Raw genomic sequence first — 17,046 nt, 5'->3', positions numbered from 1 at the left:
TATTATAACTTTCAAAATCAATATTTTTCTGAAAATAATTTATTATTGTTTAAATCTGAAATTAATTTGTTTGCTAAACAAATCATAATAGATATTCTCTCACCTAAACAAAAAAGCTACTAAGTTATCATCCTTAGCAGCACCGTTAAGCTTTAGTTACAGATTCAGATATCTACCCTCTATACTTACCGATATGTTAGGTTATATAAACATTTGAAAGTCGGTACTTCAATTCTTCATTTATAAAATCCAACCGTACCTTGCGTTCGATTGTATAATCTATAACATTGCTATCTAGCTTACGTAAGACACTCTCTGAGACTAACATCTTATTTAGATGAAGCGTATTTGGGATTTGGATGTAATCGGTCTCCTCCCACTTTGCTTTTGGTCCTAAGCTTTTAAACGCATATTCTAATACTTGTCGCTCGGAAGCATAATAAAGCGGAAACATTACTCTTCGTAAAAATGTACTTGTTAGAGCATTCATATAGGTAGCATCCCGGTCTATTTTGTTAATTAGTTTTTCGGTCGTGAAATCTGCTAGCCCTATTCCTTGTGCATTTCCAAATGATTGTTCGGATAAATCCAGTACTGCCAGACGCTTAATACTTGGCTCTTTTGGTTCATCTACTCCATCAATACGCCATCTTCCTATTATATTCGGGTCCATCCCAGTACCACTGTAATTCTTACCCATTTCCTCCACGACTAATAAATCAACTTCTTTTAATGGAAGGCTCGGCATTAGATCCTTTGATTTTCTTAAAAGGTCTGATTCTTGTTCAAACCATTTATCCACGTCTATCCCTTGAATAATAGCTGTTTGATCATAGCTATTTTCAATGATTGCTAACCCCATACTTATTGGAGCATGGTGTAAAGCATACTTAGACACAGCCAAAATATTTTGTTCCATATTTGCTGCCCCTTCGCTATGTACAAAACTTGCTCCTTTCTGTTTACCTAAACCAATTGCAGCCATTTTGCTTAATCCGCTCTCGACGCTGCCTCGGAATGCTGTATGTGCTTTAATTCGATTAACAACAATAATTCCATCAGCATGATATGCCTGTTTATCCATATAAACAGGCAACCCTTCAGGAGTTGTACCAAGATCGATCACTTCCATCGAAGAACGAATTTGCACACCCATGACATCCTCCGTAATACCCAAATAGCGAAGCACATCCATTTGTCCTTCTGCCGTTGCTCCACCATGACTTCCCATAGCCGGCACAATAAATGGACGATAACCATATTGATGTAGATACTTGATAATCTCCTTTAAAATAACTACAATATTGTCGATTCCGCGACTCCCTGCTGTTATTGCAATTTCTGCTTTTTTTGGAAGCGAATTCAATTGTTTGTTCAATTTTAATTCAGACCTTACCTGTCCTTTCAGATCAATTAGTTTTTCCCTCTTAAACTTCTGTTCAATCTCGTATAAAATCATATTGAGTCCCCTTCCTTTTCCCCCACTATTTCTCTAATTTTATCTTCTATCCTTGATTAATCAAGTCAAATATATGAATTGTCGATTAATTTAGCAAACAAACTTATTATCTAGGAACAGGCTTCATTATTTTTAGCATAAAACAACCTTTTCAACATTTCGATACTCGAAATAGAATAGTGGATAAAATCCCCTCCTCACTTTATAATAGTAAGAAAATTGTTTTTATCCGTGATTGTAGGTGGCTCACAATTGAGAAATGTCTTTTCCTTTTTAAAACCATATAAATTCCCTGCTGTCATAGCTTTCATTCTAATGCTGATGGAGCTTGCAGTAGAATTACTTCTGCCGTTATTTTTAGGTTTAATGATTAACCAAGGAGTTGTCAATCAAGATTTAAGTAAAATTGTAATGTGGGGCTCTATTATGATTGGTCTTTCATTTCTATCGTTGGCAGCTGGGATTACGAACTCCTTTCTCTCTTCACACGTTAGTATTGCGTTTGGTTATGATATCCGCCAAAAGCTATTTGAAAAAATTCAGGAGTTCTCATTTGCAAATCTGAACCAGTATCCAACGTCAAGCCTTGTAACGAGGTTTACAAATGATATTAGACAAATTCAAAATACAATATTTATGGCACTGCGAATTATGGCAAAAGCACCGTTAATTGTAATTGGTGGTGTGTTAATGGCTTTCATCGTAAATGCCAGGCTTGCACTGATTTTCTTAATTACTGTGCCATTACTAGTTATCTTCTTATTATACGTGCTTAAACTGGCTAGCAACATGTTCGCTAATGTGCAAGGCTATGTGGATCAAGTAAATCGGGTGATGCAAGAAAACCTTGCAGGAATGCGTCTAATAAAGGCATTTACTCGAAGAGACTTTGAGGAAAATCGCTTTAGGGAAGCAAATGCTGGGCTTGCAGATTCTACGCGCAGAACCTTTCGTTTTGTTGAATCGTCGATGCCTGTACTTTTATTTGTTATGAACGTAAGCATCCTTGTTATTCTTTGGTTTGGAAATCAACAAATGATTACTGGAAATGCGAATGTCGGCGAAGTAGTTACAATGGTTAACTACGCCTTACGTGTAGCCATGGCAATTTCCATGTTTTCCTTTATTATCATGGCAATTTCGCGAACTAAAGCTTCCGCAATACGAGTTGATGAAGTTCTATCTCTTCAAGTCGACCTTACTGATCATACAGAAGGAAATAAGCAAATGACTGTGATACGAGGAAAAGTAACGTATCATCAGGTTTCATTCACCTACCCCGGTGCAGCCAAGCCTGCATTAGAAGATATCTCCTTTACGATTAATCCCGGAGAGAAACTCGCTGTCATTGGTTCAACCGGCTCTGGTAAAACATCATTATTCCAGCTTTTGCCACGATTATATGACGTCAACAAAGGAAAAATCCTTGTCGATGATAATGCGATTACTACATATAGTTTTGACCAAATTCGCGGGAGCGTTGGATATGTTCCGCAAAGTCCCCTGTTATTTTCAGGATCTATTAAAGATAATATAGTATGGGGAAAAAATGCTGCGACGATAGAGGAGATTATTCAAGCTGCTAAAGATGCACAAATTCACGAAACTATTATGGGTCTCCCAAATCAATATGATACAAGAGTCGGGCAAAAAGGTGTTAACCTTTCGGGAGGACAGAAACAACGTATTTCAATTGCACGTGCCTTGATTCGCAAGCCCAAAATATTAATGCTCGATGATAGTACGAGTGCGCTCGATTTAGCAACCGAATCTCAACTGCTTACTGCAATTGAAGCATATAACTGTACTGTATTTATCATCACACAAAAGATTTCTACAGCAAGCACTGCAGATCGCATTATGCTTCTTGATGAAGGAAAAATTCTTGCTATGGGAACACATCAGGAGTTGATACAAGCTTCACACATCTATCGAAATATTGTGACATCCCAATTTGGAAAGGAGTATGAACATGTCCAGTAATCAATTAAAAGCTCCTTTTCAATATGAAAAAATACCGCTAGAAAATATAGCTATAGATAATAAGAAAAAAGCAAAAAATATGGGGAACACATTAAAACGATTATGGAATTATTTAACTGTAGAAAAAGGAAAGCTATTTCTTGTCATTCTTATGGTTACACTTAGTTCTGGTCTAAGTCTTCTCGGTCCATTTATGGTTGGGATGGCAATCGATGATTATATCGTAACCGGTCAAGCTGGTGGTCTTGGGATGCTGCTAGTAGGCTTAATGATTGTTTATTTGTTCCACTCGTTATCTATCTTCCTGCAAAATTACTGGATGATTGGCATCGCGCAGAGAACCGTGTATACATTACGGAAGGACCTTTTCAAACAGTTCCACCGGCTACCGATTTCGTACTTTGATAAACGACAGCACGGAGAACTGATGAGTCGCTTAACCAACGATATTGACAACGTGAATAACACGCTCAATCAATCCGTTATTCAGATTTTTGCTAGTGTCTTAACATTGGTTGGAACAATCGCAGTAATGCTCTATTTAAGTCCAATCTTAACAGTTGTAACCATGTCTGTTATTCCAGCGATGTTTTTCTCTATGCGCTGGATTACAAAACGCACGGGTCCATTATATAAATTACAGCAAAATGACCTGGGTGAAGTAAACGGGTACGTGGAAGAAATCGTCTCCGGTCAGCATATTGTCAAAACATACTCACAGGAAGAGAAAGTAATTCGGGAATTCCAAGAACGAAATCATAACCTCCAACGAACTGGATTTTGGGCACTTACGATTGCCGGTTTTATCCCAAAAATCATGAATATGCTCAATTTCCTTAGCTTTGCTTTAATCGCATTAGTTGGCGGAATTCTTGTTGTTTACGACCAACAGCTTGTAACCGTTGGGGTAATTGTAATTTTTACTGAATATGCACGTCAGTTTACACGTCCGCTTAATGAACTATCGAACCAATTTAATGTCCTGTTATCGGCTATCGCTGGTGCTGAACGGGTGTTTCAAATTATGGACGAAACAAAAGAAGAATCTGATGAAACAAATTCAATTGAAGTGAAAAGAACGAAAGGGAATATTAAATTTGATAACGTTACATTCGGTTATGAGGATACAACTATATTAAAAGGTATTCGTTTTGAAGCAAGGCCTGGTGAGACTGTAGCGTTTGTCGGTCACACTGGAGCAGGTAAAACTACAATTATTAACTTAATTTCACGTTTTTATGATTATCATACCGGGAAAATTACATTAGATGGAATTGATTTAAAATCCATTAAACGAAGCAGTCTACGCAAGCATATGGCATTTGTACTGCAGGATCCCTTTCTCTTCCACGGCAGCGTCCGGGAAAATATTCGATATGGTCGACTTCATGCCACAGATAAAGAAGTTGAAAATGCAGCTGTGGATGCGAATGCCCATGATTTCATTATGAAGCTGTCAAATGGTTATGATACCATCCTCGATCAAGATGGTAGTGGAATTAGCCAAGGTCAAAAGCAATTATTAACGATTGCACGCGCTTTGCTTGCAGCTCCCTCCATCCTAATATTAGACGAAGCGACCAGTAATATTGACACCATTACAGAATTGAAAATTCAAGCTGCATTAAAGCGGCTGATGGTTGGAAGAACAAGCTTTGTAATTGCACATCGATTAAATACAATCCAAGGGGCAGATACAATCATCATGCTTGAGGACGGAAAAATAATAGAGCAAGGCAGCCATGAAGAACTCATCAAACTAAAAGGCAGCTATTACAAGCTTTACAAAGGACAAGTGCAATGAGCGCTTGCTATGATATTTCTTAACCGAAACCGAATAACTCTAGGCTTCTTTTCATTAGGTGACAGGTGCTACACGTTAGTGATAGACTATGGTTAAATATGTACAGATTGATAAACTGAAAGCATGAGGTGTATATTTTGGGTAGAAAAGGTACAATGCTCGTTAAAGACATTGATAGTCGCTTTCTAAATGAAAAAATGTCTATTCAAATTTATCAGCCAGAATCATTCTCACCCCTCTACAAATATAATATTTGCTTGATGCAGGATGGGAATGATTATTTTCAAATGGGAAGGGTTGCAACACTTAGCGACAAGCTGCATGACAGCTACGAAATTACCAATACTGTATTCGCCGGCATCCATTATCAGGATAAACATGATCGCAGGAAAAAGTATCATCCAAGTGGTGAACAAAATGAAGCCTATACAAAATTTCTGGTTAATGAAGTTGTCCCCTTATTAGATGAACTTATTCCGAGCTATCACATGGGACAGTCAAGAGCGTTGATGGGTGATTCCTTAGCAGGAACACTTGCATTAATGACCGCGATTAAATATCCAAATACATTTGGTAAAGTCGTCATGCAATCTCCGTATGTCGATAATTATGTATTAGATGCTGTAACAAATTCTGGCTCTCTTGACTCCATGGACATTTATCATACAATCGGAGAGTTGGAAACAGAAGTTCATATGACTGATGGCAATAAAGCCGATTTTTTAGAACCAAATCGCAAGCTTAATCAGCTGCTACAAGAAAAAGGATCCACCTATTATTATGATGAGATAGAAAATGGAAAACATACGTGGAAGTATTGGCAACAAGATATGACACGAGTTCTCACGACAATGTTTAATTAATTCTTTTCTTATAGAATTTTTGGTATACTAAAAGATAAACATATTGACAGCACTCATTCATCATAAAATAAACTACAATGCAGGAGGTTTTATTAATGAACTATGGTATTGCAATTTTCCCATCAAAACCAATTCAAGACCAAGCAAATGCATACAGAAAACGTTATGATCCTCATTATGCTTTGATTCCACCGCACATCACGCTTAAAAGGTCTTTTGAAGCGAATGATGATAAATTGGATGAATTGATTACGGAAATGAAACATATTGCTAATGAGACAGATCGATTTACCATTCATATTAATAAAGTCAGTACGTTTTCGCCCGTCACGAATACGATTTATTTTAAGGTTGAACCCGTTCAAGCTTTAATGGATTTACAAGCAAAAATGCATGTAGATAAATTCGAGGATAATAATGAGCATCCATTTGTCCCGCACATTACAATCGCTCAGGACCTCGTACATGATGAATATTCCGATGTTTTCGGCAGATTGAAAATGGAATCTTTTCAGTTTGAAGATACGATTGACCGCTTCCAATTACTGTATCAATTAGATAACGGATCATGGACTGTCTATGAAACATTTGTGTTTGGAAAGGAACAAGTATGAATTTAAAAACAGTAGAAACAAAAGAAGAACTTCAAGATGCATATCATGTTCGGATGGAGGTCTTCGTTGATGAACAAAACGTTCCTCCAGAAGAAGAAATCGATGAATTTGAAAAAATCGCAACACATTTCGTGATGTATGACCAGGATAAGCCTATTGCTGCAAGTCGCCTTCGATTTGTTGATGAATATGGTAAATTAGAACGTATTTGTGTAGTAAAAAATTATCGTGGAAAATCTTGCGGCAAACAACTTATTGATGCAATGGAGAAAGCAATTGCTCAAAAAGGTTATCAAAAGGCAAAATTAAATGCCCAAACGCATGCCGAGGATTTTTACAAGAAATTAGAATATAAAACTGTATCCGGAGAATTTCTGGATGCTGGAATTCCACATATTACCATGGTAAAGGAACTCTAAAACATCTTCGCGCTACAATTGTGTAGCGCGTTTTTTATTGTTTTCTCATTTAGATTTGCACACCTTAAATCTTTATCACCGAAAGCGGCATCTACCTCAAATTCCTTTTCCATTAGCGACCAATTCCATTTTTACATGATATCTCTTTACTTGGATACACTAAACGATAAATGCTTTTAACAGGGGGCAATAATTATGCAAGAATATTTTACGATGTTTTACGAACTTGTTTTCGGCTTTTTTGCTCTATTTATTGCAACGAAGGTATTAGGGAAAACACAAATTTCGCAAATCACAGCATTTGATTTTATATCTGCCTTATTGTTGGGAGAACTTGTCGGTAATGCATTATTCGATCCACATGCTGGTGTTCTGGAAATTGCTTTTGTCGTTACTGTTTATGGTGTATTGATGTATACTACAGAAATTATAACTCAAAAATTCAAACGAACTCGAAGCTTTATTGAAGGTAACCCGTCCATTATTATTTATAATGGAAAATTGATTCGCGATACAATGAAAAAAAACAAACTCGATATTGATCAATTGCAGCATTTACTGCGTGAGAAGGATACATTTTCTGTACGGGAAGTCGAGTTTGCTATTTTAGAAGCAAATGGTTCACTTTCCGTTCTAAAAAAGTCCGACTATCAACCCCCCACAAGAAAGGACATGAAGCTTTCTGCACAGGATGTCGATTTATCAACTACCTTAATTAACGATGGAGAAATTATATACGATAATTTAGAAGAAAAGAACCTAAGTGAAGAATGGTTAATGGAACAATTAATCGAACAAGGTTATAATCAGCTGGAAGATGTATTTTACGCTGAATATATGAAAGATCAAAAACTGCTTGTGCTCCCTTTTCTTAATCGAAATCATCAAAAGTGGGAACCATAAACCTCCTTACAGTAAGAAAACGCTACAATAAGGTAGCGTTTTCTTATACATAGTCATTAATGTGCATGCCCTTTCCAGTTATTAACTCTCCAGCTATATCCTCGTCTGCTCCTCGAGTATCATATAGACGCTTGCTTCCCCTATTAATTGCATCATATTTGGTTGAAATTTCCTGATGCTCCTTTTCGAGAATTACCTTAAAAGGACTTTCAATAAAATGCTTATTCCCCTTTTCCTGAATGGTTCGTCTCTGATAATCATTATACTGAAAGTGCGTTACTGGTAAAATATAACTCATTCCCCCACCCCTTATCAGACTATTTTAAATATATATACGTTAAAAATACGTTATTATTGTCGGTCCTTTAAATTCTTTTTATATGTATTACCCTTTTTTTATAAACGTAAACCTCTTTATTTATTTTTTCACTTTATCGTTCATCAGTAAAAACCCGGTTAAATGCCCACACAATCCAATTAAAGACACATATCCTATAAAGGAAAGTAATTACATTTGAGAGGAGCTATTTTCATGGGATGTGGGAAAAATTTTGAATCAGGTAATTGTGTTGTAGATATCCTTAAAGACATTGTGGACGCACAAAATGATATCGTAGAAAATTGCTGTGACACTAGCTGTGATGAATCGATTAGCGATCTACTGGGTGAGAACGAACCTAGTAATGGTTTAGATACAGTACCGATTATTTTATACTGCAAGGATGGCTGTAAACCATTTAAAGGATTTGGTGCTCTAAAAGAGAGAAGGAATAAAATCGGACCAATTCTTGCTAGCTTTATTTTCAGAGTGAAAAAAATAGACAATGATCATTGTGCTGTTCTTGAACTGCTGCTAAGAGAAGGTGAAAACACCGGATGTGAGCATTTAAAATGTCCTACGGATCAAAGTACAGATAAATTGCGTGCCACAGGTATTTGTATCACCGTTGACTTAGATTGCTTCTGCCATGTAACTTGTCTACCAGCAATTGATGCATTCAGCAGGGACTTTGATTAATACTAAAAAAAACACCATTTAGAGGGATTTCCCACTAAATGGTGTTTTTCTCTAAAATCCAAGTAGTTGTACTTCAGTAATTTCATCGATAGCAATTTGTATTGGCGCAGAACGATTTCCGGTTTTGAAAACGACTTCTTCTTCATTCTTTCCAAGTACAATACCGCGATATGTTTTTTCCTTTGTTTTAATTTCGCACCTAACCTGTGGGGCAAATTTGGGTCGTGTAAGAAAATAATCAATTCGCTCTTGAGTATTCATTTCCTTAAATTGTTTACGCCGCTCTCTAGGTGATGAAAATTCAATTTCTTGTTGCTCCTCACTATCTTGAACATTTGCTTCTGTTGTCTCTTCTAATTCTTCCGTAGTTTCCTCTTGTAAGAATGCATGATGTCTTCGATTAACTCTTTTTGGAGAATGGATTACTTCCGGACTGCTTTGATTTTGTTTTGTTTTCCTTTCACTCATATAACTGTGCTGCATTGGTGCCTTTGTCGTTCCAATAGTGGGTTGATGGATGTATAGTAATGGCTCATTCGCAAACTTTTTTTTACTCATGTATTTATCTCCCCTTCTTTTTTCCTCACCCCATTATATGAACCCAATAAATGAAATGTGTTGCCCAGCCAAACAGGGTAGTAAATAAAAAAACAACCTCTCCCAACCGGAAGAAGTTATTTTAGTAACTATATTAAGTAGCTCATAAACGTCGTGGCCATTCCAAAGTAAATTAGAATAGAAATAATATCATTAATTGTTGTAATAAATGGACCCGAAGCTACTGCTGGGTCAATATTAAATTTATGCATAATCATTGGTATCAAGGAACCCGCAAGTGTTGCAACAAGTAATGAAGCTAAAATTGAAACACCAACTAACAAACCTAAGTAAAGATTACCTTGCCATAGATAAATAACGATTGTTATAAGAATACCACATACAGTCCCTGTAATTAATCCAGTAACGGCCTCACGTAAAATTAATTTCATCTTACCTTCTTTATCGTAATCACCAGTAGCGATACCACGCACCGCTACGGCTAGTGCTTGTGTTCCTGTGTTACCAGCCATCCCAGCAATTAACGGTATAAAGATCGCTAGCACTGCCACCTCATTTAATGTTTCCTCGAACCTGCCAATTAAGCTAGCTGTAAAAAGTCCTAAAAACAATAGAATGACAAGCCACGGCAAGCGTCGTTTAGCTGAGGTCAATGCTGTGTCATCCCGTTTATCCGTATCGGACATCGCAGCAAGTCGAGAATAGTCCTCACTTGCTTCTTCTTCCATAACGTCCAAAATATCATCGACCGTAATAATACCTAATAAATGATACTGAAAGTCAACAACTGGCAGCGCAAGAAAATCATAGTCTCGAAACATTAGTGCTACCTCTTCCTGATCTTTCGCAACAGAAACTGCCACAACACTCCCACTCATTATTTCCTCTATTCGTGTATCCTCATCTGCGACAATCAAATCTCGAATTGAAAGAACACCTACTAAGCGTTTGGAATCATCAAGGACGAATAAATAGTAAATCGTTTCTGCATCTGGAGCTTCCTTTTTCAAAAGCTGCATCGTTTCTTTTACCGTCTCATTTTGGTAGATGGCGACATATTCTGTCGTCATAATACTACCGGCAGTTTTTTCCTCATAATGCAGCAATTGTTTTATTTCTTCCGCTGCTTCCTTTTCCATAATCGTTAAAAAACTAGCAACTTCTTCTTTGTCTAATTCATTCAACACATCCACTGCATCATCTGCAGGCATTTTCGAAAATACCATTGCAGCATAGCGAGGATCCATCTCAATAAAAAGGGCTGTTACATCTTCAAGCTCTATATTAATCATTACTTCTGCAATTTCTTCAGGAGATAAATAGGAATAAATGTTCATTCGGTTCGTTTTATCTTGCTCCTGGAAAAACATTGCTTGATCATATGGATGCATATCAAGAAATTTCGTACGAAAACCTTCTATCTGTTCATCTAGCAGGAGGCTTTGCACTTCTTGAAATCGTTCTCTCACTTTTTCCTCATATCGTTCCTCGTGTCTATCCGGTTTCGTGCTCATCTTACCACTTCCTTTCCCAAACGAAGCAACAATCATTCTTATATTAATTCCCTAGATGGAGATAAATAAAACAATGCCGCTTCTTTTGTATTCAAAATAAAACCAATATAATGTACACTGGATACCATTACACTTTTAAAGGTTGTTCAAAAAGTCCGGTAAAAATGGCACATTGAATTTCTTCGTTTACTTGCTTTTAGAACACGCACTTTTATAAAAATCTTTGAACGTACTTCGTTAGTATATGAAGCCAGCCTGAAATAATCTTACCTTTTTTGAATGGAGTGTTTTCCTTGAAAATTGATATTATCGGCGATATACATGGCTGTATCGATGAACTGCATAAGCTTTTTAATACATTAGACTATGAATATAAAGGAGATATTTATGTTCATCCGCATAAACGAACCCCAGTATTTCTAGGAGATATTACCGATCGCGGGCCTAACTCTATAGCCGTTATCCAACTTGTTTATCAAATGGTTGTAAAACATAAAAAAGCACTTTATGTTCCAGGTAATCATTGCAATAAATTGTATCGTTATTTCCTAGGCAATAATGTTCAACGAAAACACGGTTTAGAAACGACAGTGGCTGAATATGAATCCATGCCAACAAGAGAACAGAAATTGGTCCAAAAGCAATTTCTTACGTTGTATGAGCAAGCTCCTCTTTATTTACAGCTACCGGAACTAAACGTTATCATCGCCCATGCAGGGATTAAAGAAAGTCTGATTGGTCGTACAGATAAAAAAGTAAAAACCTTCGTACTCTATGGCGATATTAGCGGAGAGTTTGACAGTAGTGGACGACCGATTCGAAGAGATTGGGCAAAAGACTATCACGGAAATAATTGGATTGTTTACGGACATACACCCGTGAAGAATCCACGAATCCAGAATAAAACAATCAATATTGACACTGGATGTGTATTTGGCAACCGATTAACAGCATTTCGCCTACCTGAAGAAAAAATAATCTCTGTTCCATCCCGACAACCATTATTAGAAGATAAATTCACTGATTTCACATAAGGTTGTTAATTCAATAGTTTTTGCAGATCTTCTGGAAGCTTCGATTGAACCTTTATATTCTCTCTTGTTATTGGGTGTTCGAAGGATAGCTCATTACAATGCAATGCTTGTCTATTGAGGATTTGTAATGAGCCACCATACAAATCATCTCCCACTAACGGATGACCACAGTGGGAGAAATGGACACGAATTTGATGTGTTCGTCCCGTCTCCAGCTCAATTTCAACCATGGTTCTGTTCTCAATTTCAGAGCGCTTTTTATAGTGTGTAATGGCTGGTTTCCCACTTTCATGAATAGTACGTTCTATTATAGAATCAGGTTTACGCGCAATCGGAGCATCAATAGTTCCTTTCTCCGCCTCTAAAATCCCTTCCACAAACGCGATATATGTACGTTTTACTTTATTCGATTGCTGCGCTTTTGCCAGCAATGAGTGGCTATATCTATCCTTGGCAACAAGCACAAGACCAGAAGTATCGCGATCCAACCGTGTCACAACATGTAAAGTAAACATACGGTTATTTCTCCTGTAATATCCAATTAGCCCATTTGCCATCGTACCTGACGGATGGTTTTTAGACGGCATCGTTGCCATTCCAGCCGGTTTATCAATAACGATTACAGCTTGGTCTTCGTAGGCTATATTTAAATTGATATTTTCAGGTTGAAGATTATCGCTTACCTTTTCAGCTGGAAAATGAATTTCTAGCACATCCCCTTCCGCCAGAACATAGCGAACTGTTCTCTCCAAGTCATTTACAAGGAGCTTCCCCTCTTGCTTTATCGCAATAATAATTCTCCTTGAAAAACCATGGATACCTTGCAAATACTCACGAATAGTTAATCCTGCGTATTTTTTTTCAATTACCCAATTCATTTTATAAAATCCTCACTATCTATTATCATCATCCGCCACAAAGGAATCCCGTACCCTATTCCAAAACGGAAATTGTTTAAAACGCGCAAAGCGGATTCTTTCATTCGCCACACGGCATTGAATTGATTTCACATTCGTGTATGTTTTTATAAAATGATCGATTTGAATTAAAAAACTGCTGTCCCTCATTGGTTTTAAGAAGCACGTATGATGCTTTGGCAACACCAATGGCGAACCGATTGTACGAAACACGCGGTTATTTATTGATGCATTTTCCGTTATTTGTATCGCTTCAAGTGACGGATGTAAAATTGCTCCGCCAAGCGCTTTATTATACGCAGTACTTCCAGAAGGAGTAGAAATACAAATCCCATCCCCGCGGAATGTTTCAAAATGCTCTCCCTTGATCTCCACATCAAAAACGACTGAAGAACCGTCAGCAGTTTTAATCATTGCTTCATTAAGTGCCAAAAAACGATCTTCCTTTTCCCCTGTTTTCCCACGAATAATTACTTCGAGCAATGGATATTCTACTGTTTGAAACGGTGTTTTGGCAATTTCAATAATTAGCTTTTCCACTTCAGACGGAACCCAATCCGTGTAAAATCCTAAATGCCCTGTATGGAGACCAATAAACGCAGTTGTTTCAAGCCGATGATTATATCGATGGAATGCCTCCAGAAAAGTACCGTCTCCCCCAACCGATATAACGAGATCTGGCTCGACTTTATCATATTCTAAATCAAATTCTGACAAATATTGTTTCATCGTTGCTTTAATCTTATTAGAACGCTCATCACCTTTTGAAACAATTTTAAACTTCATCCACTCTCTCCCCTTATTACTTATATTACAGTCCCTTTCATAAACGTTCGAGGCGCAGTAGTTTGCACGTTGCTAACTGGTCGCCCCGAGTCTTTACTCTTTACTTACGGTGGAATATTCGTTGCGCTTCCTGAATTTCGCTTTTTATTTTCGACATTTCTTCATCTAATTTAAATGCTGCTTCTGCTGCTCTTTGTAGCCTTGACTCTACCTCTTCTGGTAATTTGCCTTCATATTTATAATTTAAGGAATGCTCATTTGTTGCCCAAAAGTTCATGGCGAGCGTCCTAATTTGAATTTCTGCTAGGTGCAGCTTCGTGCCATGGATTGTCTCAACCGGATATTCAATAATCATATGATACGAGCGGTAGCCACTTGTTTTCTTATTCGCAATATAATCCTTCTCTTCAACTATCGTAAAATCAGTCCTCGTATGAAGCATATCTACAATTGTATAAATATCATCAACAAATTGACAAACAACACGAACACCAGCAATATCTTGGATTTCGGTATCAATTTCATCTAGTGAAACTCCGCGTATTTCTGCTTTTTCCATAATACTATGTACCGGTTTTACCCGACCAGTTACAAATTCTATTGGAGAATGGCTTGATTCGAGTTCAAATTGTGCGCGCATTCCTCTTAATTTTACTTTTAGCTCTTCAACAATTTGCTTATATGGAGCAAGGATTACTTCCCATTTCATTGTTATCACCCTTACCGTTCATCTCAGGTTCATAACAGCCTTCAACATATAAAAAAGCATCTCGAATTGCCAGCTTGACAATAAAGTATTACCTTGTCAATGTTTGAATAACTATTATGAATCAACCCTATTTTAACACATCAGACGAAAATGGCTAATCTTTGCATACATGCTCATCTTTCGCCATAATTAATAATAACCTATTTTCAAGTTGGGGGACATAGATTATGACACAAGAAATAGAAATTGAATTTAAAAACTTATTAGAAAAGGAGGAGTATGATCAATTACTAAATAGCATCCCTTTTCCATCAGAAGGAAAACTGCAAATAAACCATTACTTTGAGACAAAGGAATTCTCGCTTAAAGAATTAGGATGCGCTATACGAATAAGGGAAAAAGATGGGAAATATACATTAACTCTAAAAGAACCGCACCCTGATGGTTTACTTGAGACTCATGACTTACTCACCGAACAAGAAGCATTAAATTGGATGAATGGAACAATTATCCCGAAAGTCAATACATCAAAACAACTACTGAAGAAAAACATACAACCTGAAAAGCTAACCTATTATGGCAGTCTTTCCACATTGAGGCGAGAAGTCCCATATCAAGATGTATTGCTTGTACTTGATTACAGCACGTACAACCATAAAACAGATTATGAATTAGAGCTAGAGGCGCCTACAAAGGCAGATGGATTACGTATATTTCATCAATTGCTCGAAGAAAATAAGATAGAGCAACGCATAACACCAAATAAAATCGAACGGTTTTTCCACTCGTTGGAAAAATAGGTAATACAATCTAGTCAAAATCAGATTTGTTGCTCATTTCGGCATCCGTTGCTACAATATATACAAACATCCAAGGAGATAATTATGGAACAGATTGTACATGGTACTATTTATGAGGCCATTGGCGGATTCGATACAATAGACAAACTAGTTAATGCCTTTTATAAGCGAGTAGGAAAGCATCCAAAACTTATACCAATTTTTCCAGAAGACCTAACAGAAACTGCAAGAAAGCAGAGTCTTTTTTTAACACAATTTTTCGGAGGTCCGAGGAATTACGAAGCAGAACGCGGCCATCCAATGATGCGAAGACGTCACTTACCATTTGAAATAACTCCTTCCAGACGAGATGCTTGGCTAGATTGTATGGCAGAAGCGTTAGATGAAATAGAAATCGAGGAACCATACCGCACGGCTATATTTGAGAAATTGACCCTGACTGCAAACCACATGATGAACACGCCTGAATAAGAGAAAGGAGAATTCGATGTGAGTTGGAACCAAACTGAGCTTACAAGCTCAAATCACACAAACACATCGGCCAACTATAGCTATGTTGATATTGTACAAAAACCGATAGAAATTTTTGTATTTATTGATCCGCTGTGTGCGGAATGCTGGTCCCTAGAACCTTATCTAAAAAAATTGTCCGTTGAATATGGACGTTTTTTCACCATACGTCAAATTGTAAGTGGCCAACTAAGAGCACTGAATACCGATTCATTTGATAAACCAAGAAAGTTAAAAGATATGTGGGAAAGAACAGCAAAACGTACTGGTATGAGCTGTGATGGAGATTTATGGATTGAAAACCCAGTTTCTTATCCTTGGATTGCATCACTTGCAATAAAAGCGGCAGAGCTTCAAGGTAAAAAAGCAGGAATGGTGTTTCTGCGAAAACTGCAAGAGAATCTTTTCTTAAAGAAGCAGAACATATCAGATGGAGACGTACTCCTTCAATGTGCGAAAGAAGCTAAGTTAGACGTTGAAGAATTTGAGAGAGATCTGTTCTCTGGCTCCGCAAAAAAAGCATACCAATGTGATTTGAAGTTAACACGTGAAATGGAAGTAGATTATATTCCAACAATTGTATTCTTTAATCAAGTTGTTGAAGAGGAAGGTATTAAAATTTCCGGTCTTTATCCATATGAAATTTATGAGCTTGTATTAAAAGAAATGCTGCAACGAACACCCATACCTTCCGTAAAGCCACCTCTAGAAACTTTCTTAGAATATTATGAGGTTGTAGGCACGAAGGAAATTTCGGTTGTTTACGATTGGTCACTTGCCAAAACAGAAAAAGAAATGAAAAAACTACAATTTCAGCAAGTTGTCGAAAAAATCCCAGCAAAATATGGATCCTTTTGGAAATATATTTTTTAGTTTTTCAGCCTTACACAGAGGCTTTTTTTTTTGCCATTAAACTATAGGAATAAATGCACTACAATTTATCGTATTTCGCAGTAGGTTTCAGAATAAATTTATGGTCGTTTACTAGAAAAATTAAATAAAGACAAAAAAATAAAGGATATACGGGGCAGCGTATATCCTTATTCCTACTTTGTATTTATACAAAGGGGGATGGGAGAAAGTTTCATGATCAAACAAAAGGGGTATTTGTTTGTACTTAACTTACAATCTTATAATAACAAGAAGTAATTTGAT

Annotated in this window: 18 protein-coding genes; 11 read left to right on the top strand and 7 right to left on the bottom strand. The window is 37.0% G+C overall.

Annotated features, from left to right (window positions below):
* Positions 1-196 precede the first annotated feature (196 nt).
* The gene (locus D1B32_RS04665; RefSeq protein ID WP_118888752.1) at positions 197-1,459 is read right to left on the bottom strand and encodes a nickel pincer cofactor-dependent isomerase, group 22; all 1,263 of its coding nucleotides are present in this window, start codon (positions 1,457-1,459) and stop codon (positions 197-199) included.
* A 252-nt stretch (positions 1,460-1,711) separates the two neighbouring features.
* Between D1B32_RS04665 and D1B32_RS04660 the strand changes: the two genes are divergently transcribed.
* The 6 genes from D1B32_RS04660 (at position 1,712) to D1B32_RS04635 (ending at position 8,045) form a co-directional block, all read left to right on the top strand.
* A complete protein-coding gene (locus tag D1B32_RS04660; protein WP_118888751.1) occupies positions 1,712-3,442 on the top strand; it encodes an ABC transporter ATP-binding protein in 1,731 nt (576 codons plus the stop codon).
* Entirely contained in the window at positions 3,432-5,246 is a 1,815-nt protein-coding gene (locus tag D1B32_RS04655) for an ABC transporter ATP-binding protein (protein WP_118888750.1), read from the top strand. Before D1B32_RS04660 ends, D1B32_RS04655 begins: the two co-directional genes overlap by 11 nt.
* 137 nt (positions 5,247-5,383) lie before the next feature.
* The gene (locus D1B32_RS04650) at positions 5,384-6,109 is read left to right on the top strand and encodes an alpha/beta hydrolase (RefSeq protein WP_095309457.1); all 726 of its coding nucleotides are present in this window, start codon (positions 5,384-5,386) and stop codon (positions 6,107-6,109) included.
* A gap of 95 nt (positions 6,110-6,204) precedes the next feature.
* Entirely contained in the window at positions 6,205-6,723 is a 519-nt protein-coding gene (locus D1B32_RS04645) for a YjcG family protein (protein WP_095309459.1), read from the top strand.
* Positions 6,720-7,142, top strand: coding sequence for a GNAT family N-acetyltransferase (locus D1B32_RS04640; RefSeq protein WP_095309461.1), 423 nt, complete (start codon positions 6,720-6,722; stop codon positions 7,140-7,142). Before D1B32_RS04645 ends, D1B32_RS04640 begins: the two co-directional genes overlap by 4 nt.
* A 195-nt stretch (positions 7,143-7,337) precedes the next feature.
* Complete coding sequence (locus D1B32_RS04635; RefSeq protein ID WP_095309463.1) at positions 7,338-8,045, top strand: DUF421 domain-containing protein; 708 nt, start codon at positions 7,338-7,340, stop codon at positions 8,043-8,045.
* A gap of 43 nt (positions 8,046-8,088) precedes the next feature.
* Here the strand turns inward: D1B32_RS04635 and D1B32_RS04630 are convergent, their stop codons facing one another.
* A complete protein-coding gene (locus D1B32_RS04630) occupies positions 8,089-8,343 on the bottom strand; it encodes a hypothetical protein (RefSeq protein ID WP_095309465.1) in 255 nt (84 codons plus the stop codon).
* Between the two features lie 234 nt (positions 8,344-8,577).
* On the opposite strand from D1B32_RS04630, the gene D1B32_RS04625 reads away from it, so the two are divergent.
* Positions 8,578-9,063 (top strand): CotY/CotZ family spore coat protein, encoded by a 486-nt coding sequence (locus D1B32_RS04625; RefSeq protein ID WP_095309468.1) that lies wholly within the window; start codon positions 8,578-8,580, stop codon positions 9,061-9,063.
* A 51-nt stretch (positions 9,064-9,114) separates the two neighbouring features.
* Here D1B32_RS04625 and D1B32_RS04620 read toward each other — a convergent pair whose 3' ends face one another.
* Both D1B32_RS04620 and mgtE read right to left on the bottom strand, forming a co-directional pair.
* Positions 9,115-9,621 (bottom strand): CotO family spore coat protein, encoded by a 507-nt coding sequence (locus D1B32_RS04620; RefSeq protein WP_095309470.1) that lies wholly within the window; start codon positions 9,619-9,621, stop codon positions 9,115-9,117.
* A 128-nt stretch (positions 9,622-9,749) separates the two neighbouring features.
* Positions 9,750-11,135, bottom strand: a complete 1,386-nt coding sequence (gene mgtE / locus D1B32_RS04615) for a magnesium transporter (RefSeq protein ID WP_095309527.1) — start codon at positions 11,133-11,135, stop codon at positions 9,750-9,752.
* Positions 11,136-11,428: 293 nt separating this feature from the next.
* Here mgtE and prpE point away from each other — a divergent pair, with 293 nt between their 5' ends.
* Positions 11,429-12,169: a bis(5'-nucleosyl)-tetraphosphatase PrpE gene (gene prpE, locus D1B32_RS04610; RefSeq protein ID WP_095309472.1), complete on the top strand. Its 741-nt coding sequence runs from the start codon at positions 11,429-11,431 to the stop codon at positions 12,167-12,169.
* 5 nt (positions 12,170-12,174) lie between these two features.
* Here prpE and D1B32_RS04605 read toward each other — a convergent pair whose 3' ends face one another.
* The 3 genes from D1B32_RS04605 to yjbM form a co-directional block, all read right to left on the bottom strand.
* Positions 12,175-13,047, bottom strand: coding sequence for an RluA family pseudouridine synthase (locus D1B32_RS04605; protein WP_118888749.1), 873 nt, complete (start codon positions 13,045-13,047; stop codon positions 12,175-12,177).
* Positions 13,048-13,062: 15 nt separating this feature from the next.
* Positions 13,063-13,872, bottom strand: coding sequence for an NAD kinase (locus D1B32_RS04600; RefSeq protein ID WP_095309476.1), 810 nt, complete (start codon positions 13,870-13,872; stop codon positions 13,063-13,065).
* A 100-nt stretch (positions 13,873-13,972) separates the two neighbouring features.
* On the bottom strand, positions 13,973-14,581 hold the full coding sequence (yjbM, locus tag D1B32_RS04595; protein WP_118888748.1) for a GTP diphosphokinase: 609 nt from the start codon (positions 14,579-14,581) through the stop codon (positions 13,973-13,975).
* A gap of 227 nt (positions 14,582-14,808) precedes the next feature.
* On the opposite strand from yjbM, the gene D1B32_RS04590 reads away from it, so the two are divergent.
* The 3 genes from D1B32_RS04590 (at position 14,809) to D1B32_RS04580 (ending at position 16,764) form a co-directional block, all read left to right on the top strand.
* The gene (locus tag D1B32_RS04590; protein WP_118888747.1) at positions 14,809-15,381 is read left to right on the top strand and encodes a CYTH domain-containing protein; all 573 of its coding nucleotides are present in this window, start codon (positions 14,809-14,811) and stop codon (positions 15,379-15,381) included.
* Between the two features lie 84 nt (positions 15,382-15,465).
* The gene (locus tag D1B32_RS04585; protein ID WP_095309482.1) at positions 15,466-15,852 is read left to right on the top strand and encodes a globin domain-containing protein; all 387 of its coding nucleotides are present in this window, start codon (positions 15,466-15,468) and stop codon (positions 15,850-15,852) included.
* A gap of 18 nt (positions 15,853-15,870) precedes the next feature.
* Positions 15,871-16,764 (top strand): ClpXP adapter SpxH family protein, encoded by an 894-nt coding sequence (locus D1B32_RS04580; protein ID WP_095309484.1) that lies wholly within the window; start codon positions 15,871-15,873, stop codon positions 16,762-16,764.
* Positions 16,765-17,046: the final 282 nt, after the last annotated feature.

Source organism: Oceanobacillus profundus (assembly GCF_003515705.1).
In the GTDB taxonomy this organism is placed as follows: Bacteria; Bacillota; Bacilli; order Bacillales; family Amphibacillaceae; genus Oceanobacillus; species Oceanobacillus profundus.
This window is presented reverse-complemented; position numbering and strand designations above follow the sequence as displayed.

Bases quoted from the DNA above. Each gene is read 5' to 3' on its own strand.
- D1B32_RS04665 (WP_118888752.1), bottom strand. From the start codon at position 1,459: ATGATTTTATACGAGATTGAACAGAAGTTTAAGAGGGAAAAACTAATT.
- D1B32_RS04655 (WP_118888750.1), top strand. From the start codon at position 3,432: ATGTCCAGTAATCAATTAAAAGCTCCTTTTCAATATGAAAAAATACCG.
- D1B32_RS04645 (WP_095309459.1), top strand. From the start codon at position 6,205: ATGAACTATGGTATTGCAATTTTCCCATCAAAACCAATTCAAGACCAA.
- D1B32_RS04640 (WP_095309461.1), top strand. From the start codon at position 6,720: ATGAATTTAAAAACAGTAGAAACAAAAGAAGAACTTCAAGATGCATAT.
- D1B32_RS04635 (WP_095309463.1), top strand. From the start codon at position 7,338: ATGCAAGAATATTTTACGATGTTTTACGAACTTGTTTTCGGCTTTTTT.
- D1B32_RS04630 (WP_095309465.1), bottom strand. From the start codon at position 8,343: ATGAGTTATATTTTACCAGTAACGCACTTTCAGTATAATGATTATCAG.
- D1B32_RS04625 (WP_095309468.1), top strand. From the start codon at position 8,578: ATGGGATGTGGGAAAAATTTTGAATCAGGTAATTGTGTTGTAGATATC.
- D1B32_RS04620 (WP_095309470.1), bottom strand. From the start codon at position 9,621: ATGAGTAAAAAAAAGTTTGCGAATGAGCCATTACTATACATCCATCAA.
- mgtE (WP_095309527.1), bottom strand. From the start codon at position 11,135: ATGAGCACGAAACCGGATAGACACGAGGAACGATATGAGGAAAAAGTG.
- D1B32_RS04605 (WP_118888749.1), bottom strand. From the start codon at position 13,047: ATGAATTGGGTAATTGAAAAAAAATACGCAGGATTAACTATTCGTGAG.
- D1B32_RS04600 (WP_095309476.1), bottom strand. From the start codon at position 13,872: ATGAAGTTTAAAATTGTTTCAAAAGGTGATGAGCGTTCTAATAAGATT.
- yjbM (WP_118888748.1), bottom strand. From the start codon at position 14,581: ATGAAATGGGAAGTAATCCTTGCTCCATATAAGCAAATTGTTGAAGAG.
- D1B32_RS04590 (WP_118888747.1), top strand. From the start codon at position 14,809: ATGACACAAGAAATAGAAATTGAATTTAAAAACTTATTAGAAAAGGAG.
- D1B32_RS04585 (WP_095309482.1), top strand. From the start codon at position 15,466: ATGGAACAGATTGTACATGGTACTATTTATGAGGCCATTGGCGGATTC.